Origin of the sequence: Kitasatospora sp. NPDC093550 (assembly GCF_044764985.1) — a bacterium.
GTDB lineage: Bacteria > Actinomycetota > Actinomycetes > Streptomycetales > Streptomycetaceae > Kitasatospora.
This window is the reverse complement of sequence record NZ_JBIWJF010000001.1, coordinates 703862-720897: the sequence shown is the minus strand read 5'-3', so window position 1 is coordinate 720897 and position 17036 is coordinate 703862. Positions and strand designations below refer to the sequence as shown.

The following is a 17036-nucleotide window of genomic DNA, read 5'->3' as shown; positions in this document are numbered from 1 at the left end:
AATCTGAAATCTGTCAGCTGTCATCCGTCCGCTGAAATCCGTCGCTGTCCGCCGAGGGCCACGCCCATCATCAGCCGCAACAGTTCGCCCTTGCCGGGCACATGACGGTAGAGCGACATCGTCGCGACCCCGAGCTCGGTCGCGACCCGGCGCATCAACAGCACGGCGAGCCCCTCCGCGTCCGCCACCCGCGCGGCTGCCGCCGCGATCCGTTCCCGGGAGCCTTCACCCCGGCCACCGCAGCCCGGCCGCCTTCGCCCCGACCACCACGGTCCCCACCCCCGGGACGGCCCGGACCAGCCCTTCCTCCCGCAGCCGGTTCAGCACCTTGGTCGCCGCGGCCATCGCCACGCCCCACTCCTGGGTGATCCGCCGCGTCGACGGCACCCGCGAACCGGGCGCCAACTCCCCGGCCACGATGCGCCGTCGAAGCTCGGCCGCGATCCGCTCCGAGAGAGTCCCGCTCTCAGCCGCCACCCACCACCGTCCGCGCCGACCCCTCAACTACCCACGGGGAAAGCCCGATCGGAGCGACCGACCGGACGATCGCCGCCAACGACCCGACCGGAAGGCCGAGTTCGCCCTCAGTCCGCGCGCCGGGCCAGGTGCACCACGTCCGGCACCCCTCGGGCCACCGGAACTTCGTGCGTCCGCACGTCCGAGAAGCCGGCCGCCCGCAGCGCCTCCTCGAAGGCCGACGACGGCTGCGCGCTCCACACCGCCAGCACGCCCCCCGGCTGCAGCCGGTGCCACAGCACCGCGAGCCCGTCCGCGCCGTACAGCCCGTTGTTGGAGTCGGTGACGGTCCAGTCCGGCCCGTTGTCGATGTCCAGGCACAGCGCGTCGTAGCGCTCGCCGTCCGCCGCCGCGAGGTACTCCAGCAGGTCGGCGTGGAGCACCTCGACCCGCTCGTCGTCGAGCGCACCGTCCGAGAAGGCGCCGAGCGGTCCGCTCCGGTGCCACTCGATGATCGCGGTCTCCCGCTCGACGATGGCGATCCGCCCCCAGCGCGGCTCGGCCGCCGCGTACGCGAGCGAGAAGCCGACCCCGAGCCCGCCGATCAGCACCGTCGGCCGCTCGGTCCGGCTGCCCGTACGGTCCAGTTCGTCCAGCGCCGCCTGGATCAGCAGCCGCTCCGAGCGCCCGTCGGCGGTGTCCATCAGGAAGCAGCCGTTGGCGATGATCTCGAAGTGCGCACCGTGTTGCCGCAACACCACCTCACCGTACGGGCCCTCCCGTCGGTCGAGCGTGACGACGGCCTCGGGGCCGCCCCGTTCGGGCAGTGCGGTGGTCATCCGTCCTCCTCAGCGGACACGGGCAAACTCGGGCAGTACCGGGCACGCCCGAGCGGACTCGCACGCACCCGGGCGAACTCGCCCGCGGGAGCGCGGGACCGGTGCGATCACGGGATCGCGGCGGCGCGAGCGCAGGACCGTCCCGGTGCGATCGCGAGACCGTCCCGGTGCGGACGAGTACCCGCCCGACAATAGCCGAGTCCGCACCCGCTCCCGTCAGGTCGTGATCAGTACCCCCGCGTAGGAGACACCGGCCACGACCACCCAGGAGCCGAGCCCGAGCAGGGCGATCCGCCCGCCGGTACGGGCCATGGTCGGCAGGTGGACGGCGCTGCCGAGGCCGAACAACGCGGCGGCCAGCAGCAGCTCCTGGGCGTCCCCGGCCAGGCCGAGCGTCCGCTCGGGCAGCACCCCGGTGGTCCGCAGGACGATCATCGCCAGGAACCCGGCCACGAACAGCGGCACGATCGGCGGCCGACTCCCGGTCTTCACCGACTCTTCAGCCGCCGTATCCCCGCCGGAACCCCCCGGAGCGCCCGCCGAGGGACCCACCGGAGCACCCCCGGCACCCACCGCGGCCGCCGCCCGCGCCGCCCGCAGGTTCCGCCGCACCACGACGGCCACCCCCGCGACCAGCGGCGCCAGCAGCACCACCCGCATCAGCTTGACCAGGACGGCTTCGCGCAGCGCCCCCGGCCCGCCGGTCTGCGCCGTGGCGACCACCTGCCCGACGTCGTGCACGCTCGCCCCGACCCAGCGCCCGAACTCCACCTCGCCGAGCCCGAGCGGGTGCTGGAGCAGCGGCAGGACGGCGATCGCCAGCGTCCCGCACAGGGTGACCAGCGCGACCGAGGCCGCGACGTCCTCCTCCTCGCTGCCCGCAGCCTGGCTGACCGCGCCGATGGCCGAGGCTCCGCAGATCGAGTACCCGGTGGCGACCAGCAGCGGCTGGTCCCCGGGCAGGCCGAGCCGTCGGCCCAGCCAGAGCGTGCCCGCGAAGGTGGCGGCGACCACCGTGAGGACCATGGCGACGGTGGCCCAGCCGAGGCCGAGCACGTCGTCCAGGCTGAGCTTGAGCCCGAGCAGCACGATCCCGATCCGCATCAGCCGCTTGCCGGCCGTGGACAGCCCGGGCCGGGCGACCCCGCGGACCACCGGGCGCAGCCCGGGCAGGTGGGCCGCCGCCATGCCGAGCACGACGGCGGCGGTGAGCTTGGGCACGGCCGGCACCACGGCGTGGACGCCGAGGGCGGCGGCCACCCCGAGCGCCGCGAGCAGCAGTCCGGGGGCGTCCCCGCGCATCGGGGGCAGCGAGCGGGTACGGGCGGCGCGCTGCCGGAGGGTCAGTGCCATGCCGCCGCTCACCGCTCCTGGTCGGCGGGCAGCCGGTAGACCCGGCGGATGCTGGTGCCGAGCCGCGAGACGTCGGCGCCGTACACGTGGATGGAGATGGCCGTGGTGCTACAGGAGTTGCGCACCAGGTGGATGTCGCCGGGCGGGGCGAAGGCGGCGACGGTGCCGGCCGGGCCGGCCACGTGCTCGGTCTCGACCAGCCGGGCGGTGCGGCCGTCGGAGACCAGCCGGTAGCGGGTCTCGCTCTCCTGGCCCTGGTGGACGCCGGCCACGCACCAGGAGACGTGGTCGTGGATCGGGGTGCGCTGTCCGGGCAGCCAGACCAGGGCGACGACGGAGAAGCTGCCGTCCTCCTCGGCGTGCAGGACGTGCTGGCGGTAGCGCTGCGGGTCGCCCTCGCACTGGGCGGGGGTGAGCAGCGCGTCCGGCCCGTCGGCGTCGGCGAGCAGGTGGGGGGCGAGGCGCTCGCCGACCAGGTAGGCGGTGAGCTCCGGAGGCAGTCCGCGGTCCACGACGGCGCGGATCTCACTGATCAGCGCGGTCATCCGCTCGGTGAGTCGGTCACTGCCGACCGTGGCTGGGGGCGTCATGCCAGCAGGTTCGGGCCTACCGACCTATCACGTCCAAGGAGGGTTTTTAAGCAATACCCCCACCCCTGCTTATGGGTCAGCACCCGACCCGGCTCGCCGCCGCCAGCCGCAACTGGTCCAGCACCAGCCCGGTGGCCGGTATCCGCCGGTGCTCGCGCAGGACGTACGCGCTCACCTGTCGGCGCAGGTGCGGTTCGACGGCCCGCCCGGTGACCTTGCGGTGGCACATGAAGGAGAGCACCAGCGCGGGCATCAGCGCGATCCCGACCCCGGCGGCGACGAGCGACTGCACCGCGAGGTTGTCGTCGGTGGAGAAGACGATGTCCGGCGCGAACCCCTCCTCCGCGCACACGTGCAGCAGGTTGGCCCGACATCGCGGACAGCCGGCGATCCACCGCTCGCCGTCGAGGTCCGAGAGCCGTACGGCGTGCCGTCGGCCGAGCGGGTGCCCGACCGGCAGCAGCACCGTGAGCAGGTCCTCCATCAGCGGGATCTCGTCCACCCCGTCCGGCACCTCGGTGGCCGCGCCCGGGTAGCGGAACGCGAGCGCGATGTCGCACTCCCCGCGCAGCAGCCGCTGGACGGAGTCCGGCGGCTCGGCCTCCAGCAGTTCGACCCGCACGCCGGGGTGCTCGGCCAGGAGGCGGGCCATGGCCTCGGGTATCAGCGTGGCGTTGGCGCTGGGGAAGGCGCAGACCCGGACCCGCCCGGCGCGCAGCCGGGCGAGCGCGGCGAGCTGCTGCTGGGCGGCGGACATGCTGTCCAGGATCAGTTCGGCGTGCCGGGCGAGCGCCTCGCCCGCCTCGGTGAGCCGCAGTCCGCGCCCGGCGCGGGTGAACAGCGGGACGCCGACGGTGCGTTCGAGCGCCTTCATCTGCTGGGTGATGGCGGGCTGGGTGTAGCCGAGCTCGCGGGCGGCGGCCGAGTAGGAGCCCGCCCGGACGACCTCGTGGAACGTCCTGATGTGCCGCGAGTCGAAGACCGGCTCCATGGCCCCTCCCGCCAGGGTCGTCGTCCGGACCGCCCCGGCGGTCCCGTCCAGCCCCGCAATCATAAGAGGAATTTGGAGGTTCCGACCCCGACCCCATCCGTACCTATGGTTCAGTACCGAACCAAGCCTCTCACTGCTGCGCCGACGGCGGCAGCCCCATCGACACCCCGGCCTCCACCACCGGCGCCCCGCCCCGCGCGCTCGGGCTGCGCCGGCTGCGCTGCTCGACGAAGCGGGCCAGCCAGGAGAGCAGCAGACACATGCCGATGTAGATCGGCGCGATCACGATCACCACGGGAATGAACGGCAAGCCGTAGTCCAGGTTGGTGGCGATCAGCTTCCCCGCGTGCAGGAACTCCTCGTACGTGATCAGGAAGCCCAGCGAGGTGTCCTTGAGCGCGACCACCAGCTGGCTGATGATGGCCGGCAGCATCGCCCGGTTGGCCTGGGGCACCAGCACGTACGTCATCACCTGGGTCTTGCGCATGCCCAGCGCGTACGCGGCCTCCTTCTGCCCCTTGGGCACGGCGAGCACGCCGGCCCGGAAGACCTCGGCCAGCACCGAGCCGTTGTAGAGCACCAGCCCGGCGACCAGCGCCCAGAGCGGCTGCACCTTGAGGGCGACGAAGACGAAGAAGATCATCACCAGCAGCGGCATGGCCCGGAAGAACTCCACCACCAGCGTGGAGAACCAGCGCACCACCCGGTGGTCGGACAGCCGCCCGGCCGCGAACAGCGCACCGAAGGGCAGGGCGAACAGCACCGTCCAGCCGAAGGCCTTGAGGGTGTTGCCGAGCCCGCGCAGCAGCAGGTCCTGCACGCCCCGGTACTCGAAGGCCATCCATTTCTCGTACGTGAACTGGTCGGTGTGGAACAGCATGTAGACGACCCAGCCGATCGCCGCCGCGATCAGCAGCAGCGCGATCCCGCCGTACAGCCGGTGCCGGGCGAGCGCCTTCGGACCGGGGACGTCGTACAGCGCCGAGGATTCGACCGTCATCGGGACACCGCCACTCGTCGTTCCAGCAGGTTGAAGACGGCGCTGATGGCCAGGGTGATGATCAGGTAGCCCACGGCGATCCAGACGAAGGTCCAGACGATGCTGTAGCCCAGCTCGTTGATGGTCCGGTAGGTGCCCAGCAGTTCGGTGACGCTGAAGGACCCGGCGATCGCCGTGTTCTTCGCCAGCGCGATCATCACACTGCCGATCGGCGCGACCACCGAGCGGTACGCCTGCGGCAGCACCACCAGGCCCATCGTCTGCCCGAAACTCATGCCCAGGCTCCGGGCAGCCTCGCCCTGCCCGGTCGGCACGGTGTTGACGCCCGAGCGCATCGCCTCGCAGACGAAGGCCGAGGTGTAGCAGCCGAGGGCGAGCACCGCGAAGGTGTAGAAGGGCAGGGTGATGTCGAACCGGGGCAGGCCCAGCACGACGATGAAGAACAGCAGGGTCAGCGGCGTGTTGCGCAGCACCGTCACCCACACCGTCCCGAACACCCGCAGCGGTCTGACCGGCGAGACCCGGAAGCTCGCGATCAGCACCCCCAGCACCAGCGACAGCACGGCGCTCACCGCGAAGAGCGAGAGCGTGCCGAGGAACCCGTCCCAGTAGGTCGACCAGTTGTCGGTCAGCGTTTTCACGGCGCGGCCCTCTCAGTACCGGTTGATCTGCGGCGGGGTCGGCGCGGCTTCGCCGGAGAGGCCGAGGGTCGCCTCGAAGGCCTTCTTCCAGTCGCCGTTCTGCTCGTGCTGCTGCAGGGCGTCGTTCAGCGCCATGCGCAGCACGGTGTCGTTCTTCGGCACGCCGATCCCGTACGGCTCGGTCGAGAAGAGCGGGCCGACCACTTTGAGCTCGTCCGGCGCCTTGGCCGCGTAGCCGAGCAGGATCGCGTTGTCGGTGGTCACGGTGTCGACCTGGCCGGTGATCAGGTTGTCCACGCAGGCCGAGTAGGTGTCGTAGCCGATCAGCTTCGCCTGCGGGTACTGCGACTTGATCCGCTGGTACGGCGTCGAGCCGGCCGCCGAGCAGACCTTCTTGCCGTTCAGGTCCTGCGGGCCGTGGATGCCGGTCTCGTTCTTCTGCACCAGCAGCGACTGCCCGGCGACGAAGTACGGCCCGGCGAAGCCGACCAGCTTCTTCCGGTTGTCGTTGATGGTGTACGTGCCGACGTAGTAGTCCACCTGGCCGTTCTGCAGCGCGGTCTCACGGTTGGCCGAGGCGATGGTCTTGAACTGGATCTTGTCCGGCGGGAACCCCAGCGAGGCGCCGACCATCTTGGCGATCTCGATGTCGAAGCCGGAGTACACGCCGGTGGCCGGGTTCTTCTGGCCCAGGTACGGCTGGTCCTCCTTGGCGCCGACCACCAGGTGGCCCCGGCCGCGGGCGGCGTCCAGGGTCGGCGAGCCGGTGATCGAGGAGGCCTCCTGCACCTGGTAGCTGGGCAGTGCGCTGGGCTGCGGGCCCTTGGGCGGCGGGGTGCCGGGCTTGCCGCAGCCGGTCGCGAGCGCGGTGAGGAGCACGACGGCGGCGAGCAGCCGCCGCCCGCCGGGCTTCCGCCTCCCCGCAGCGGGCTCCTCCGCCCGCGCACCGGGCGTCGTCTCACGGTTCACGGCGCCGCCTCAGTGCTTCAGGATCTTGGACAGGAAGTCCCGGGCGCGCTCGCTCTCGGGGGCGCTGAAGAAGTCCTCCGGGGCGCGGTCCTCGACGATCCGGCCGTCCGCCATGAACACCACCCGGTTCGCGGAGGCCCGGGCGAAGCCCATCTCGTGGGTGACGACGATCATCGTCATGCCCTCGTGCGCGAGCTGGCGCATGACGTCCAGCACCTCGTTGATCATCTCGGGGTCGAGCGCCGAGGTCGGCTCGTCGAAGAGCAGTGCCTTGGGGTCCATCGCCAGCGCGCGGGCGATCGCGACCCGCTGCTGCTGCCCGCCGGACAGCTGGGCCGGGTACTTGTCGGCCTGGGCCGCGAGGCCCACCCGCTCCAGCAGCGCACGGGACTTGGCGTCGGCCTCCTCCTTGGGCCGGCCGCGGACCTTGATCTGGGCGAGCGAGATGTTCTGCAGCACGGTCTTGTGCGCGAACAGGTTGAAGGACTGGAACACCATGCCGACCTCGGCGCGCAGCCGGGCGAGCCCCTTGCCCTCCTCGGGCAGCGGCTCGCCGTCGATCAGGATGGTGCCGTTCTCGATCGGTTCCAGTCGGTTGATCGCCCGGCACAGCGTGGACTTGCCGGAGCCGGACGGTCCGATGACCACGACGACCTCGCCGCGGCCCACCGTCAGCTCGATGTCCTGCAGCACGTGCAGCTCGCCGAAGTGCTTGTTGACCGCGCGCATCTCGATCAGCGGGGTGAAGGCCGAGGTGCCGCCCGGGGCCGGATCGGGAGAGGTGGTCACCCGCTGCGCCGCCCCTTCAGGAGCCAGCCGAGCACGCCGCCCGCGATCAGCGTGGCCAGCAGCGCGATCCAGAGCGGCGCGGTGACGGTGAACACCCAGAACTGGATCTGCACCTTGTCGAGGTTGGCGAACAGGAACCACACGGCGAGGATGACGATGACGCCGATCCCGATGTACCGCGTGGGGATGCCGCCGATCTCACCGCGCGGGGAGCGGGACGAGCCGTCCGAAATCTTGGTCACCGGAGCAGTCTGCGGGCCGGGCGGCCGATTTGCCCGGTTACGCGCCCTTCCGGGCCAGGGAGTAACCCGCACGGGGCAATCCGACCCCGCACGGGTTTACCGATCTCCCGGCCCGCCGCGCCCTGCGGCTACCCCTCGTCCCGCCACGAACGCCAGAGCGCCGCGTACGGGCCGCCGGCCGCGACCAGCTCCGGGTGGCTGCCGTACTCGCTGATCCGCCCGCCCTCGACCACCGCGATCACGTCCGCGTCGTGCGCGGTGTGCAGCCGGTGCGCGATGGCGATGACCGTCCGCCCCTCCAGCACCCGGGAGAGCGAGCGCTCCAGGTGCCGGGCGGCCCGCGGGTCCAGCAGGGAGGTGGCCTCGTCGAGCACCAGGGTGTGCGGATCGGCCAGCACCAGCCGGGCCAGGGCCAGTTGCTGGGCCTGCGGCGGGGTCAGCGCGGTGCCGCCGGATCCGACCTCGGTGTCCAGCCCCTCCGGGAGGGCGTCCACCCAGGCGCCGGCGTCCACCGCGTCCAGTGCGGCCCGCAGCTCGGTGTCGTCCGCGTGGGGCGCCGCCAGCCGGAGGTTGTCCCGCAGGGTGCCGACGAAGACGTGGTGCTCCTGGTTCACCAGGGCCACCTCCGCGCGCACCCGCTCGGCCGGCATCCGGGACAGCGCCGCGCCGCCGAGGGTCACGCTGCCGCGACCGGGGGCGTAGATCCCGGCCAGCAGCCGCCCGAGCGTGGACTTGCCCGCCCCGGAGGGCCCGACCAGGGCGACCCGGCTGCCCGGAGCGACGTCCAGGCTGATGCCGTGCAGGACGTCCGCGCCCTCGCGGTAGCCGAACCGGACGTCCCGGGCCTCCACCCGGCGGCCGTCCGGGCTGGCGGACTCGTCCCCCTCGTGCTCCGGCACCTCGCGCACGCCGACCAGCCGGGCCAAGGAGGCCTGTCCGATCTGCAGTTCGTCGTACCAACGCAGGATCAGGTCCACCGGACCGGTCAGCATCTGCGCGTACAGCACACCGGTGGTCAACTGCCCGACGCCGATCCACCCCTTGAGCGTGAACAGCCCGCCGAACACCAGGGTCGCGAGCACCGCCGCGGTGTAGACGGCGTCGATGGTCGGGAACCAGACCGAGCGCAGCCACAGGGTGTACCGCTCCCAGGCCAGCCACTCGCGCAGCTTGCGGTCGGTCAGCCCGATCCGCCGGTCGCCCAGGCGCAGCGCCTCTACCGTCCGCCCGGCGTCCACCGTCTCGGCCAGCACGGTGTTCACCGCCGCGTACCCGGCCGACTCGTTGCGGTAGGACTGCGGTGCCCGCCGGAAGTACCAGCGGGAGGTGGCCAGCAGCAGCGGCAGCCCGATCAGCGAGGTCAGCGCGAGCAGCGGCGAGGTGAGCAGCAGGGCACCGAGCACCAGCAGCAACGACACCACGGCGACGGCGAGTTCGGGCACGGCCTCGCGCACGGACTTGTCCAGCCGGTCGACGTCGGTGGTGCCCCGGGAGACCAGGTCCCCGGTGCCGGCCCGCTCCAGCACGCCGGTGGGCAGCGCGACCGAACGGACCAGGAAGTCCTCGCGGAGGTCGGCCAGCACCCGCTCGCCGAGCACCGCGCCCCGCATCCGCGACCAGCCGGTGAACGCGGCCTGCGCCACGAGCGCCAGCAGGTACCAGGCGACCGCCACGGCGATGGTGGACCCGGCGGTGCCGGTGGCCAGCGACTCGACCAGGCTGCCGAGCACCCAGGGCCCGACCAGCCCGGCCAGGGTGGCCACCGAGTGCAGCGCCACCACCGCGGAGAACCCGCCGCGGTGCCGCCGGGCGAGCAGCAGCAGGTAGCCGCGCACGGCGGCCGGCGAACCGACCGGCAGGGTCGCGGCCGGCCCCTGTTCCTCGTGGACGGGGGGCTTCATGACGCACTCCTCGGTTGTGTGGCACGGCAGTTGACGAAACGGTCCGGGCAGCCGTTCACACGGCCTCACCCACCGGCTGGGCGGCCTCCTCGTCGCGGGTGACCACGGCCCGGTAGGCCGGCTCGGTCCGCATCAGCTCGCGGTGCCGCCCCGACGCGACCACCCGGCCGTCGCGCAGCAGCACCACCCGGTCCGCCCGGTCGAGCAGCAGCGGGCTGGTCGCGAACACCACGGTGGTGCGGCCGGCCCTGGTCTCCCGCAGCCCGGCGGCGATCCTGGACTCGGTGTGGGCGTCCACCGCGCTGGTCGGCTCGTCCAGCACCAGGACCGGCGGGTCCGCCAGCAGCGCCCGGGCCAGGGCGAGCCGCTGGCGCTGCCCGCCGGACAGCGAGCGGCCGCGCTCGGTGATCCGGGCGCGCATCGGATCGCCCGCGCACTCCGGCGAGCCGTCCACCAGCGCCTCCAGCACGTCCTCCGACCGGGCGGCCGCCAGCGCCTCGGCGGCCGAGACCCGGCCCGAGGACGGGATGTCGAACAGTTCGGCCAGCGTCCCGGAGAGCAGCACCGGCTCCTTGTCGTGGACCAGCACCGCCGCCCTGGCCTCGGCCAGCGGCACGGCGTCCAGCTCCGTGCCGCCGAGCCGCGCCGAGGGCTGCTCCGGCTCGCCCTCGGCCAGCGGGACGTGACCGCCGAGCCGCTCGGCGAGCGCCCCGGCGAAGTCCGGGTCCCCGCAGACCACCGCGGTCAGTTCGCCGGCCCGCGCGGTCAGCCCGCTGGCCGGGTCGTACAGGTCGGCCTTGGCCGGCCCGGTCAGCGAGGCCTCGGCGGCGCCGTCGGTCCGGCTGAGCGAGAGCACCCGGACCGCCCGCCCGGCGGAGACCCGCGCGACGCTCCAGGCGTGCGCCGCCTCGCCCAGGATCCGCAGCGGCGCGGCCAGGAAGGCCGTCGCGCCGTACACCGCGATCAGGGTGCCGACGGCGAGCTCGCCGGAGGCCGCCAGCCGGGCGCCGTACCAGGTGACGCCGACCACGAACAGGCCCGGCAGCAAAACCTGTTGGGCCTGCATCAGCGACCAGATCCGGGCCGAGCGGACGGCGGCCGCCCGGACCTTCTGGGAGGCCGCCCGGTACCGCTCCAGGAAGAGCTCCTCACCGCCGATGCCGCGCAGCACCCGCAGCCCCGCCACCGTGTCGGCGGCCAGTTCGGTGGCCTTGCCGCCGAGTGCGCGCTGCTGCTCGTAGCGCCGCTCGAACGGCCCGATCAGCGGCCAGACCGAGGCCGCCAGCACCGGGACGCCGAGCAGCACACCGACGCCCAGCACCGGCTCGACCACCAGCACCACCGAACTGACGGCCAGCCAGACGAGCACCGCGGACCGGACCCGGGCGACCAGCTCGACGTACCAGCCGATCCGCTCGACGTCCCCGCTGCCGACCGCCACGACCTCGCCGGTGGCGATCCGCCGGGACAGACCGGCCCCCAGGTCCGAGGCCTGGCTAGCCACCAACTGCCTTACCTGGCAGGCGGCGTGGATCCAGTTCCAGACTGCCTGACGATGCGTCAGGACGGTGCCCAGCGAGGCGCCCACGGCGAGCAGCAGGGCAAGGGCGCCGGCCCGCCAGATCCCGCCGGCATCACCGTCGACGGCGGCCTGCACACCCAGCCCGAGCGGTACCGGCAGGGCGGCTTGGCACCCCATCTCCAGCAGGTTCCAGCAGGTGGCGAGCACTTGCCCGCGCCGCTGACTGCGCTGCAGCCAGCGCAGGAGGGCCAGGGGCGAGGAGAGGTCGGGACTGCCGGGATCGGCCAGCGGCAGGGGGGTGAGCGGCATGACACTCCGATGCGAACGGTGCGGAGGTACGGGGGAGCGCGGGAACGAGCGTGCGCGGGAACGGGGCGCGAACGGGCGCGGGCCGTCGACACATCCGGAGGGAGCGCCGGACGGAACATCGGGAGGGGCACGAAGGGCCCGGATCTCAGGAGGCCATGTCCGCGAGCCTGCCAACCCCGGTGTGACGCCCGCAACAGGTTTTCTCCCGGCCTCCTCACCGGTCGGCCACCGGCCGCGCCGCGATCCCGCGCCCACTCGCCCCGGGATCCCGCGCCCATCCGCGCCGGGACGGCCTCGGCAGCTTCCCCGGTGGGCCTCCGCAGCTCCCCCGGGGCCGCTCCGCCCGGGTCCGGAGCCCTGCAAAACGTCTCCCAAGATTCACCCGTTCGGTGGGAACAATCACCTTCCGGCACCAGTTGGCCTTCGTTGGAAAGACCAACGACCAGGAGGGCACCCCGTCCCGTGAGCACCATCCCCACCGTCACCCTCAACGACGGCGCCCAGATCCCGCAGCTCGGCTTCGGCGTGTGGCAGGTCCCGGACGGCGAGGCCACGGCCGCCGTCCGCTCCGCGATCGAGGCGGGCTACCGCTCGATCGACACCGCGGCGATCTACGAGAACGAGGCCGGCACCGGCGCGGCGATCGCCGAGGCGCTGGCCGGCGGCATCGCCCGCGAGGACCTCTACATCACCACCAAGCTGTGGAACTCCGGCACCCGCGACTGGTCCGGCGAGCAGGGCCGCGACGCGGTGCTGCGCGAGTTCGACGCCTCGCTGGCCAAGCTGGGCCTCGACTACATCGACCTGTACCTGATCCACTGGCCGCGCCCGATGCACGGCAGCTACCTCAACGTCTGGAAGGCCTTCGAGCAGCTGAAGGCGGACGGCCGGGTCAAGTCGATCGGCGTCTCCAACTTCGGCACCGAGCAGCTGACCCGCCTGCTGGACGAGTCCTCCGTCGCCCCGGTGCTGAACCAGGTCGAGCTGCACCCGTACTTCCCGCAGGAGGAGCTGCGCGCCTTCCACGCCGAGCACGGCATCGCCACCGAGGCGTGGAGCCCGCTGGGCCAGGGCGGGGAGCTGCTCGCCGAGCCGGCCCTGGTGAAGATCGCCGAGAAGCACGGCCGCACGGTCGCCCAGGTGGTGCTCCGCTGGCACCTGCAGAGCGGCGTGATCGCCATCCCGAAGTCGGTCACCCCGTCGCGCATCCGGGAGAACCTGGACGTCACCGGCTTCGAGCTGGACGCCGATGACCTCACGGCCATCGCCGCCGTCGCCACCGGCAAGCGCATCGGCCCGGACCCGCAGGGCTTCGACTGGAACTGACCCCGGCCCGGGGCCCGGTTCCGGGCCCCGGCCACCCGGTAGGGCCCCGACCAGGCCCGACGGGTCCCGGTCGGCCCGCGGGCCGGCACGACCGAACACCGAGGACCGCCCACCCCGGTCAGGGGCGGGCGGTCCTCGGTGTGCGCGATTCACCACACCATCGGGCACGAACCCTCGGTACGTTGGCGAATCGTTTTGGCTATTGTTACCAAGCCTTGGTCAAAGCCTGGCCGCCTTGCCGATGAGCGCGAGCGCGGCCTCGTGCTCGCTCTCCTCCAGCGGAGCCAGCAGCAGCCGCTGGACCTCGGCCACCCCGGCGGCCGAGCGGTGCAGCAGGTCCTGTCCCGCCGGTGAGAGCGAGAGCAGGTTGCGCCGCCCGTCCGAGGGGTCGCGCCGGCGCTGCACCAGACCGCGGCGCACCAGCCGGCTCACCATCTCGGCCATGGTGGCCTTGTCCAGCGAGGCCAGCTCGCCGACCGTGCGCTGGTCGGCGCCCGGCTCCAGCTCCAGCGCGTCCAGCACCGCGTACTGCGGGGCCGTCAGGTCCGCGCCGACGTGCTCCGACCAGAGCTTGGTGTGCACCTGCTGGCTCACCCTGATCAGGTAGCCGATCGCCCGCTGGGCGTCCAGTATCGGCCGCGCGTCCGTGAAGACGGCGACCGCCGCGGGCTCCAGCCTGGCTATCTTGGCCATCACCCGGACGATCTCGACCTGCTCGTCCGCCGTGAGCGGCTCGAACAGGACGCGCTGCACGCGGACGACACCGCCGGTGGCCTCACGGACCGCCTGGGCGCCGCTCTGCGAGAGCGCGAGCAGCTTGCGCCGGCCGTCGGCCGGGTCACGCCTGCGCAGCACCAGGCCGCGGCGGACCAGCCGCGCGACCATCTCCGCCATCGTGGCCTTGTCCAGCGAGGCCCGCTCGCCGACCGTCCGCTGGTCCGCGCCCGGTTCGAGGGCCAGGACCAGCAGCACGGCGAACTGCGGAGCCGTGAGATCGGCTCCGACGTGCTCGGACCACAGACGGGTGTGGACCTGCTGTGCAACACGAATCAGGTGACCGGGCGACTGCTGCAGTCGCGCGGACACGCGGGTTGTCGGGATCTCCCCCAGCACCATGTATCCGTCCCGATGTCACACCCGGTGTGTGTGGGACACCCGGGTGGGGCAGTAACGGCGAGTGGGCGTCCAGCTATGAGGGAGGGCGCTCCAGCCGTGCAGCCGGTGGCTGCTGGCGGACACTATACAAACGGCGGGCCCTTGCTGGCAGGCAGGGGCGGATAGTAGACGCAGGTTCGGCAACATTGGCATATTTACGCGCTGCGACACCCTTGCAGTAACCCGTTCTCAGCAGAAAGCCGACCGGTCGGTCCTTACCCACCGTCACCTGCGCCTCTCCACCCTGGCCGCCTCCCCTACTCGCCGGTAGGGTATGGCCACCCTCTCCGGGGGCTCTCCCCGGAGGAGGCAACCCCCGAGAGAGACGAGAGCGAGCATGACCGAGCAGAGCACCGCCCCCCGGGTCGCCGTCGTCACCGGTGCCGCCCGCGGCCTGGGTGCCGCCACCGCCGTCCGACTGGCCGCCGACGGCTACGCGGTCGCCGTCCTGGACCTGGACGAGGCGGCCGGCAAGGACACCGTCGACCGGATCACCGCCGCCGGGGGCAAGGCCCTGGCCGTCGGCGCCGACGTCTCGGACGCCGAGCAGGTCCAGGCCGCCGTCGACCGCGTGGTCGCCGAGCTCGGCACCCCGGTCGTGCTGGTCAACAACGCGGGTGTGCTGCGTGACAACCTGCTCTTCAAGATGTCCGAGTCCGACTGGGACACGGTCATGAACGTTCACCTCCGCGGCGCCTTCCTGATGACCCGGGCGGTGCAGAAGCACATGGTCGACGCCGGATACGGCCGCATCGTCAACCTGTCCTCCTCCTCCGCCCAGGGGAACCGCGGTCAGGCCAACTACTCGGCCGCCAAGGCGGGCCTGCAAGGTTTCACCAAGACTTTGGCCATCGAGCTCGGCAAGTTCGGCATCACGGCCAACGCGGTGGCCCCCGGCTTCATCGCCACGGACATGACCGCGGCCACCGCCGCCCGGGTCGGCATGGACTTCGAAGACTTCAAGCGGGCTGCGGCCTCTCAGATCCCGGTCCAGCGGGTCGGTCAGCCTGAGGACGTCGCCCACACCATCTCCTTCCTGGCGAGCGAGGGCGCCGGCTTCGTCTCCGGCCAGGTGATCTACGTCGCGGGAGGCCCCCTCGACTGAGCACCGAACCTACACAGGGTGACCACGGAGTGGGAGGCCGGGCGAGCCGGCCTCCCACTCCGTTCCCTTTACCGGGACTTTTGCAGAATCATTCGAAGACCACACGGGCATTCGATCCCGGAATAGTGGAAATCACCCACCGAGACGCCCCCGGGGGCCCCAATTGTCGATTTCCCGGGAAAATGACAATTACCCCCGGAATGGCCCTGTCCGGGTGGGTAAGGTCACCCCGTGCAATCCAGAAGTACCCGCGCTCCCATTCCACGGCAGCGGCCCGGACACAGCACCGCCACCACCGGCCGGGACCGGCCCCCGATGAGTGCACCTCATGGGAACCCGCCGTCGATGAGCCCTCCTCCCATGACTCCGGCTCCCGTGCACCCGGCTCCCATGAGCCTGGCTCCCATGAGCTGGCCGCCGATGAGCCGACGACAGGCCGCCCTGCTCGCCGCCACCCTCGTCCTCTATCTCCTGGTGCTGGCCGGCGTCCTGCTCAACACCGCCCTGGTCGACCTCGACTGGTCGGTCCGCCTGCTGCGCCCCTACGAACGCTGGCCGCGGCTGGAGCCGCTGCTCGACACCTGGGTGGTCGCCGGGCAGCGCGGCCCCTCGGCGATCGCCGCCTTCGCCTGGCTCGCCTGGCGCGCCCGCCGCCTCGGCCGGCTGCGCCCCCTGCTGGTCATGGGCGTCGCGCTGCTGCTGCTCAATGTCACGGTCGGCGCGGTCAAGATCGTCACCGGTCGGCTCGGCCCGCACTACGCCCAGTACGTCGGCTCACCCGAGCTCTTCTCCGGCGGCACCATCTTCCCGTCCGGCCACACCGCCAACGCGGTCGTCACCTGGGGCGTGCTCGCCTACCTCGCCGTCCGCTGGCGCCGCACCGGCGCGGTGATCGCCGCCGCCACCGCCTGCTCGATCGGCCTGACCACCGTCTACCTGGGCACCCACTGGGTCACCGACGTGCTGGCCGGCTGGGCCGCCGGACTGCTCGTCCTGCTCTCGCTGCCCCTGCTGGAACCCCTGGTCACCGCCGCCGAGCAACGGCTCCACCGCCGCTTCGGCGACCGACCCCTCCCCGGCGGGGCCACCGGGTACCGCAGCACCGAACACCGGGCCACCGGGGCGGCGGCGACGGCCGCTACCCCTCCCAGCTCCGCTCCACCACGCCGTCCCGCACCGCGAGGTTGAGCCGCCCCTGCCGGTACTCCATGGTCATCAGCTCCCCCGGCTCCAGCACCCGGACCGAGGCCCAGCCGTGCCGCCGGGCCAGCTCCCGGGCCCGCTCGATCCGCAGTCCCGCGTACCCCTCGGCGTCCGGCCCCGCCGCACCCGCCCCCACCGCGTCCGATCCCGACATCGCGCCTCCCCCGGTCAGCCCTCGGACGTACGCTGGAATCGTAGCCCGACCCACGCGGTCCGGAGGTGAACGACGATGCGCACCACCACGCCGCGGCGGTGGCGTAGCGGTACCGAGCCGACCACCGCCCGCAGCGACCTCAAGCTCCGCTACCTGCTCTCGCTCACCTTCACGCCGCTGTTCGTGCTTGCCACGGCGGGCTTCGCCGCCTGGGCGGCCGCCTCCCCCGTCGACGGCGCACCCAGCCGGGGCACGCTCATCGGCTTCGCCGTCGCCTGCGGTCTGCTCTCCCTGTTCGCCGTCGTCGATCTCGTGGTGGTCGTCCGGCGCCGCCGGACCGAGCTCTGACGCGGTGTCTCCCGGGGAGTGGGGGGGGGGGCCCGCCCCCCCCCCCCCCCCCCGCGCCCGCCCCCCGGGGCGCCCCCCGCCCCCCCCCCGCCCCGGGGTTTCAGGGCCCGGGGTTAGAGGGCCCGCCCCGCCCCCCCCCCGGC

General features: G+C 72.7%; 17 protein-coding genes and 1 pseudogene. 4 read left to right on the top strand and 14 right to left on the bottom strand.

What is annotated here, in order from left to right; genetic code table 11:
* Positions 1-56: 56 nt before the first annotated feature.
* From ACIRD3_RS03045 to ACIRD3_RS02990, 12 genes and pseudogenes are all read right to left on the bottom strand, one after another.
* Positions 57-477, bottom strand: a pseudogene (locus ACIRD3_RS03045) (GntR family transcriptional regulator); the annotation flags it as partial.
* Between the two features lie 107 nt (positions 478-584).
* Entirely contained in the window at positions 585-1295 is a 711-nt protein-coding gene (locus ACIRD3_RS03040; RefSeq protein ID WP_402210626.1) for a spermidine synthase, read from the bottom strand.
* A 216-nt stretch (positions 1296-1511) separates the two neighbouring features.
* On the bottom strand, positions 1512-2648 hold the full coding sequence (locus ACIRD3_RS03035; RefSeq protein ID WP_402210623.1) for a YeiH family protein: 1137 nt from the start codon (positions 2646-2648) through the stop codon (positions 1512-1514).
* An 8-nt stretch (positions 2649-2656) separates the two neighbouring features.
* A complete protein-coding gene (locus tag ACIRD3_RS03030) occupies positions 2657-3238 on the bottom strand; it encodes a cysteine dioxygenase (RefSeq protein WP_402210620.1) in 582 nt (193 codons plus the stop codon).
* Positions 3239-3314: 76 nt separating this feature from the next.
* On the bottom strand, positions 3315-4229 hold the full coding sequence (locus ACIRD3_RS03025; RefSeq protein ID WP_402210618.1) for a LysR family transcriptional regulator: 915 nt from the start codon (positions 4227-4229) through the stop codon (positions 3315-3317).
* Between the two features lie 130 nt (positions 4230-4359).
* On the bottom strand, positions 4360-5229 hold the full coding sequence (locus ACIRD3_RS03020; protein ID WP_402210615.1) for an amino acid ABC transporter permease: 870 nt from the start codon (positions 5227-5229) through the stop codon (positions 4360-4362).
* A complete protein-coding gene (locus ACIRD3_RS03015; protein WP_402210612.1) occupies positions 5226-5870 on the bottom strand; it encodes an amino acid ABC transporter permease in 645 nt (214 codons plus the stop codon). Before ACIRD3_RS03015 ends, ACIRD3_RS03020 begins: the two co-directional genes overlap by 4 nt.
* A gap of 12 nt (positions 5871-5882) precedes the next feature.
* Complete coding sequence (locus tag ACIRD3_RS03010) at positions 5883-6764, bottom strand: glutamate ABC transporter substrate-binding protein (protein WP_402210807.1); 882 nt, start codon at positions 6762-6764, stop codon at positions 5883-5885.
* An 84-nt stretch (positions 6765-6848) separates the two neighbouring features.
* Positions 6849-7568, bottom strand: a complete 720-nt coding sequence (locus ACIRD3_RS03005; protein ID WP_402210805.1) for an amino acid ABC transporter ATP-binding protein — start codon at positions 7566-7568, stop codon at positions 6849-6851.
* 56 nt (positions 7569-7624) lie between these two features.
* Positions 7625-7870 (bottom strand): lipopolysaccharide assembly protein LapA domain-containing protein, encoded by a 246-nt coding sequence (locus ACIRD3_RS03000; protein ID WP_402210609.1) that lies wholly within the window; start codon positions 7868-7870, stop codon positions 7625-7627.
* Between the two features lie 128 nt (positions 7871-7998).
* Positions 7999-9771 (bottom strand): ABC transporter ATP-binding protein, encoded by a 1773-nt coding sequence (locus tag ACIRD3_RS02995; RefSeq protein WP_402210606.1) that lies wholly within the window; start codon positions 9769-9771, stop codon positions 7999-8001.
* A gap of 55 nt (positions 9772-9826) precedes the next feature.
* Positions 9827-11602 carry an ABC transporter transmembrane domain-containing protein gene (locus ACIRD3_RS02990; RefSeq protein ID WP_402210603.1) on the bottom strand — a complete coding sequence of 592 codons (1776 nt, stop codon included), beginning with the start codon at positions 11600-11602 and terminating at the stop codon, positions 9827-9829.
* A gap of 462 nt (positions 11603-12064) precedes the next feature.
* On the opposite strand from ACIRD3_RS02990, the gene ACIRD3_RS02985 reads away from it, so the two are divergent.
* Positions 12065-12928, top strand: a complete 864-nt coding sequence (locus ACIRD3_RS02985; protein ID WP_402210600.1) for an aldo/keto reductase — start codon at positions 12065-12067, stop codon at positions 12926-12928.
* Between the two features lie 219 nt (positions 12929-13147).
* Here ACIRD3_RS02985 and ACIRD3_RS02980 read toward each other — a convergent pair whose 3' ends face one another.
* Positions 13148-14014 carry a MarR family winged helix-turn-helix transcriptional regulator gene (locus ACIRD3_RS02980; protein ID WP_402210597.1) on the bottom strand — a complete coding sequence of 289 codons (867 nt, stop codon included), beginning with the start codon at positions 14012-14014 and terminating at the stop codon, positions 13148-13150.
* A gap of 406 nt (positions 14015-14420) precedes the next feature.
* Between ACIRD3_RS02980 and fabG the strand changes: the two genes are divergently transcribed.
* Positions 14421-15188, top strand: coding sequence for a 3-oxoacyl-ACP reductase FabG (gene fabG / locus ACIRD3_RS02975; RefSeq protein WP_402210594.1), 768 nt, complete (start codon positions 14421-14423; stop codon positions 15186-15188).
* 405 nt (positions 15189-15593) lie between these two features.
* Positions 15594-16376: a phosphatase PAP2 family protein gene (locus tag ACIRD3_RS02970; RefSeq protein WP_402210591.1), complete on the top strand. Its 783-nt coding sequence runs from the start codon at positions 15594-15596 to the stop codon at positions 16374-16376.
* Here the strand turns inward: ACIRD3_RS02970 and ACIRD3_RS02965 are convergent.
* Positions 16327-16545, bottom strand: coding sequence for an I78 family peptidase inhibitor (locus ACIRD3_RS02965; protein WP_402210588.1), 219 nt, complete (start codon positions 16543-16545; stop codon positions 16327-16329). The genes ACIRD3_RS02970 and ACIRD3_RS02965 overlap by 50 nt on opposite strands.
* A 75-nt stretch (positions 16546-16620) precedes the next feature.
* Between ACIRD3_RS02965 and ACIRD3_RS02960 the strand changes: the two genes are divergently transcribed.
* Positions 16621-16893, top strand: a complete 273-nt coding sequence (locus tag ACIRD3_RS02960; RefSeq protein WP_402210586.1) for a DUF6343 family protein — start codon at positions 16621-16623, stop codon at positions 16891-16893.
* The last annotated feature ends 143 nt before the right edge of the window (positions 16894-17036 follow it).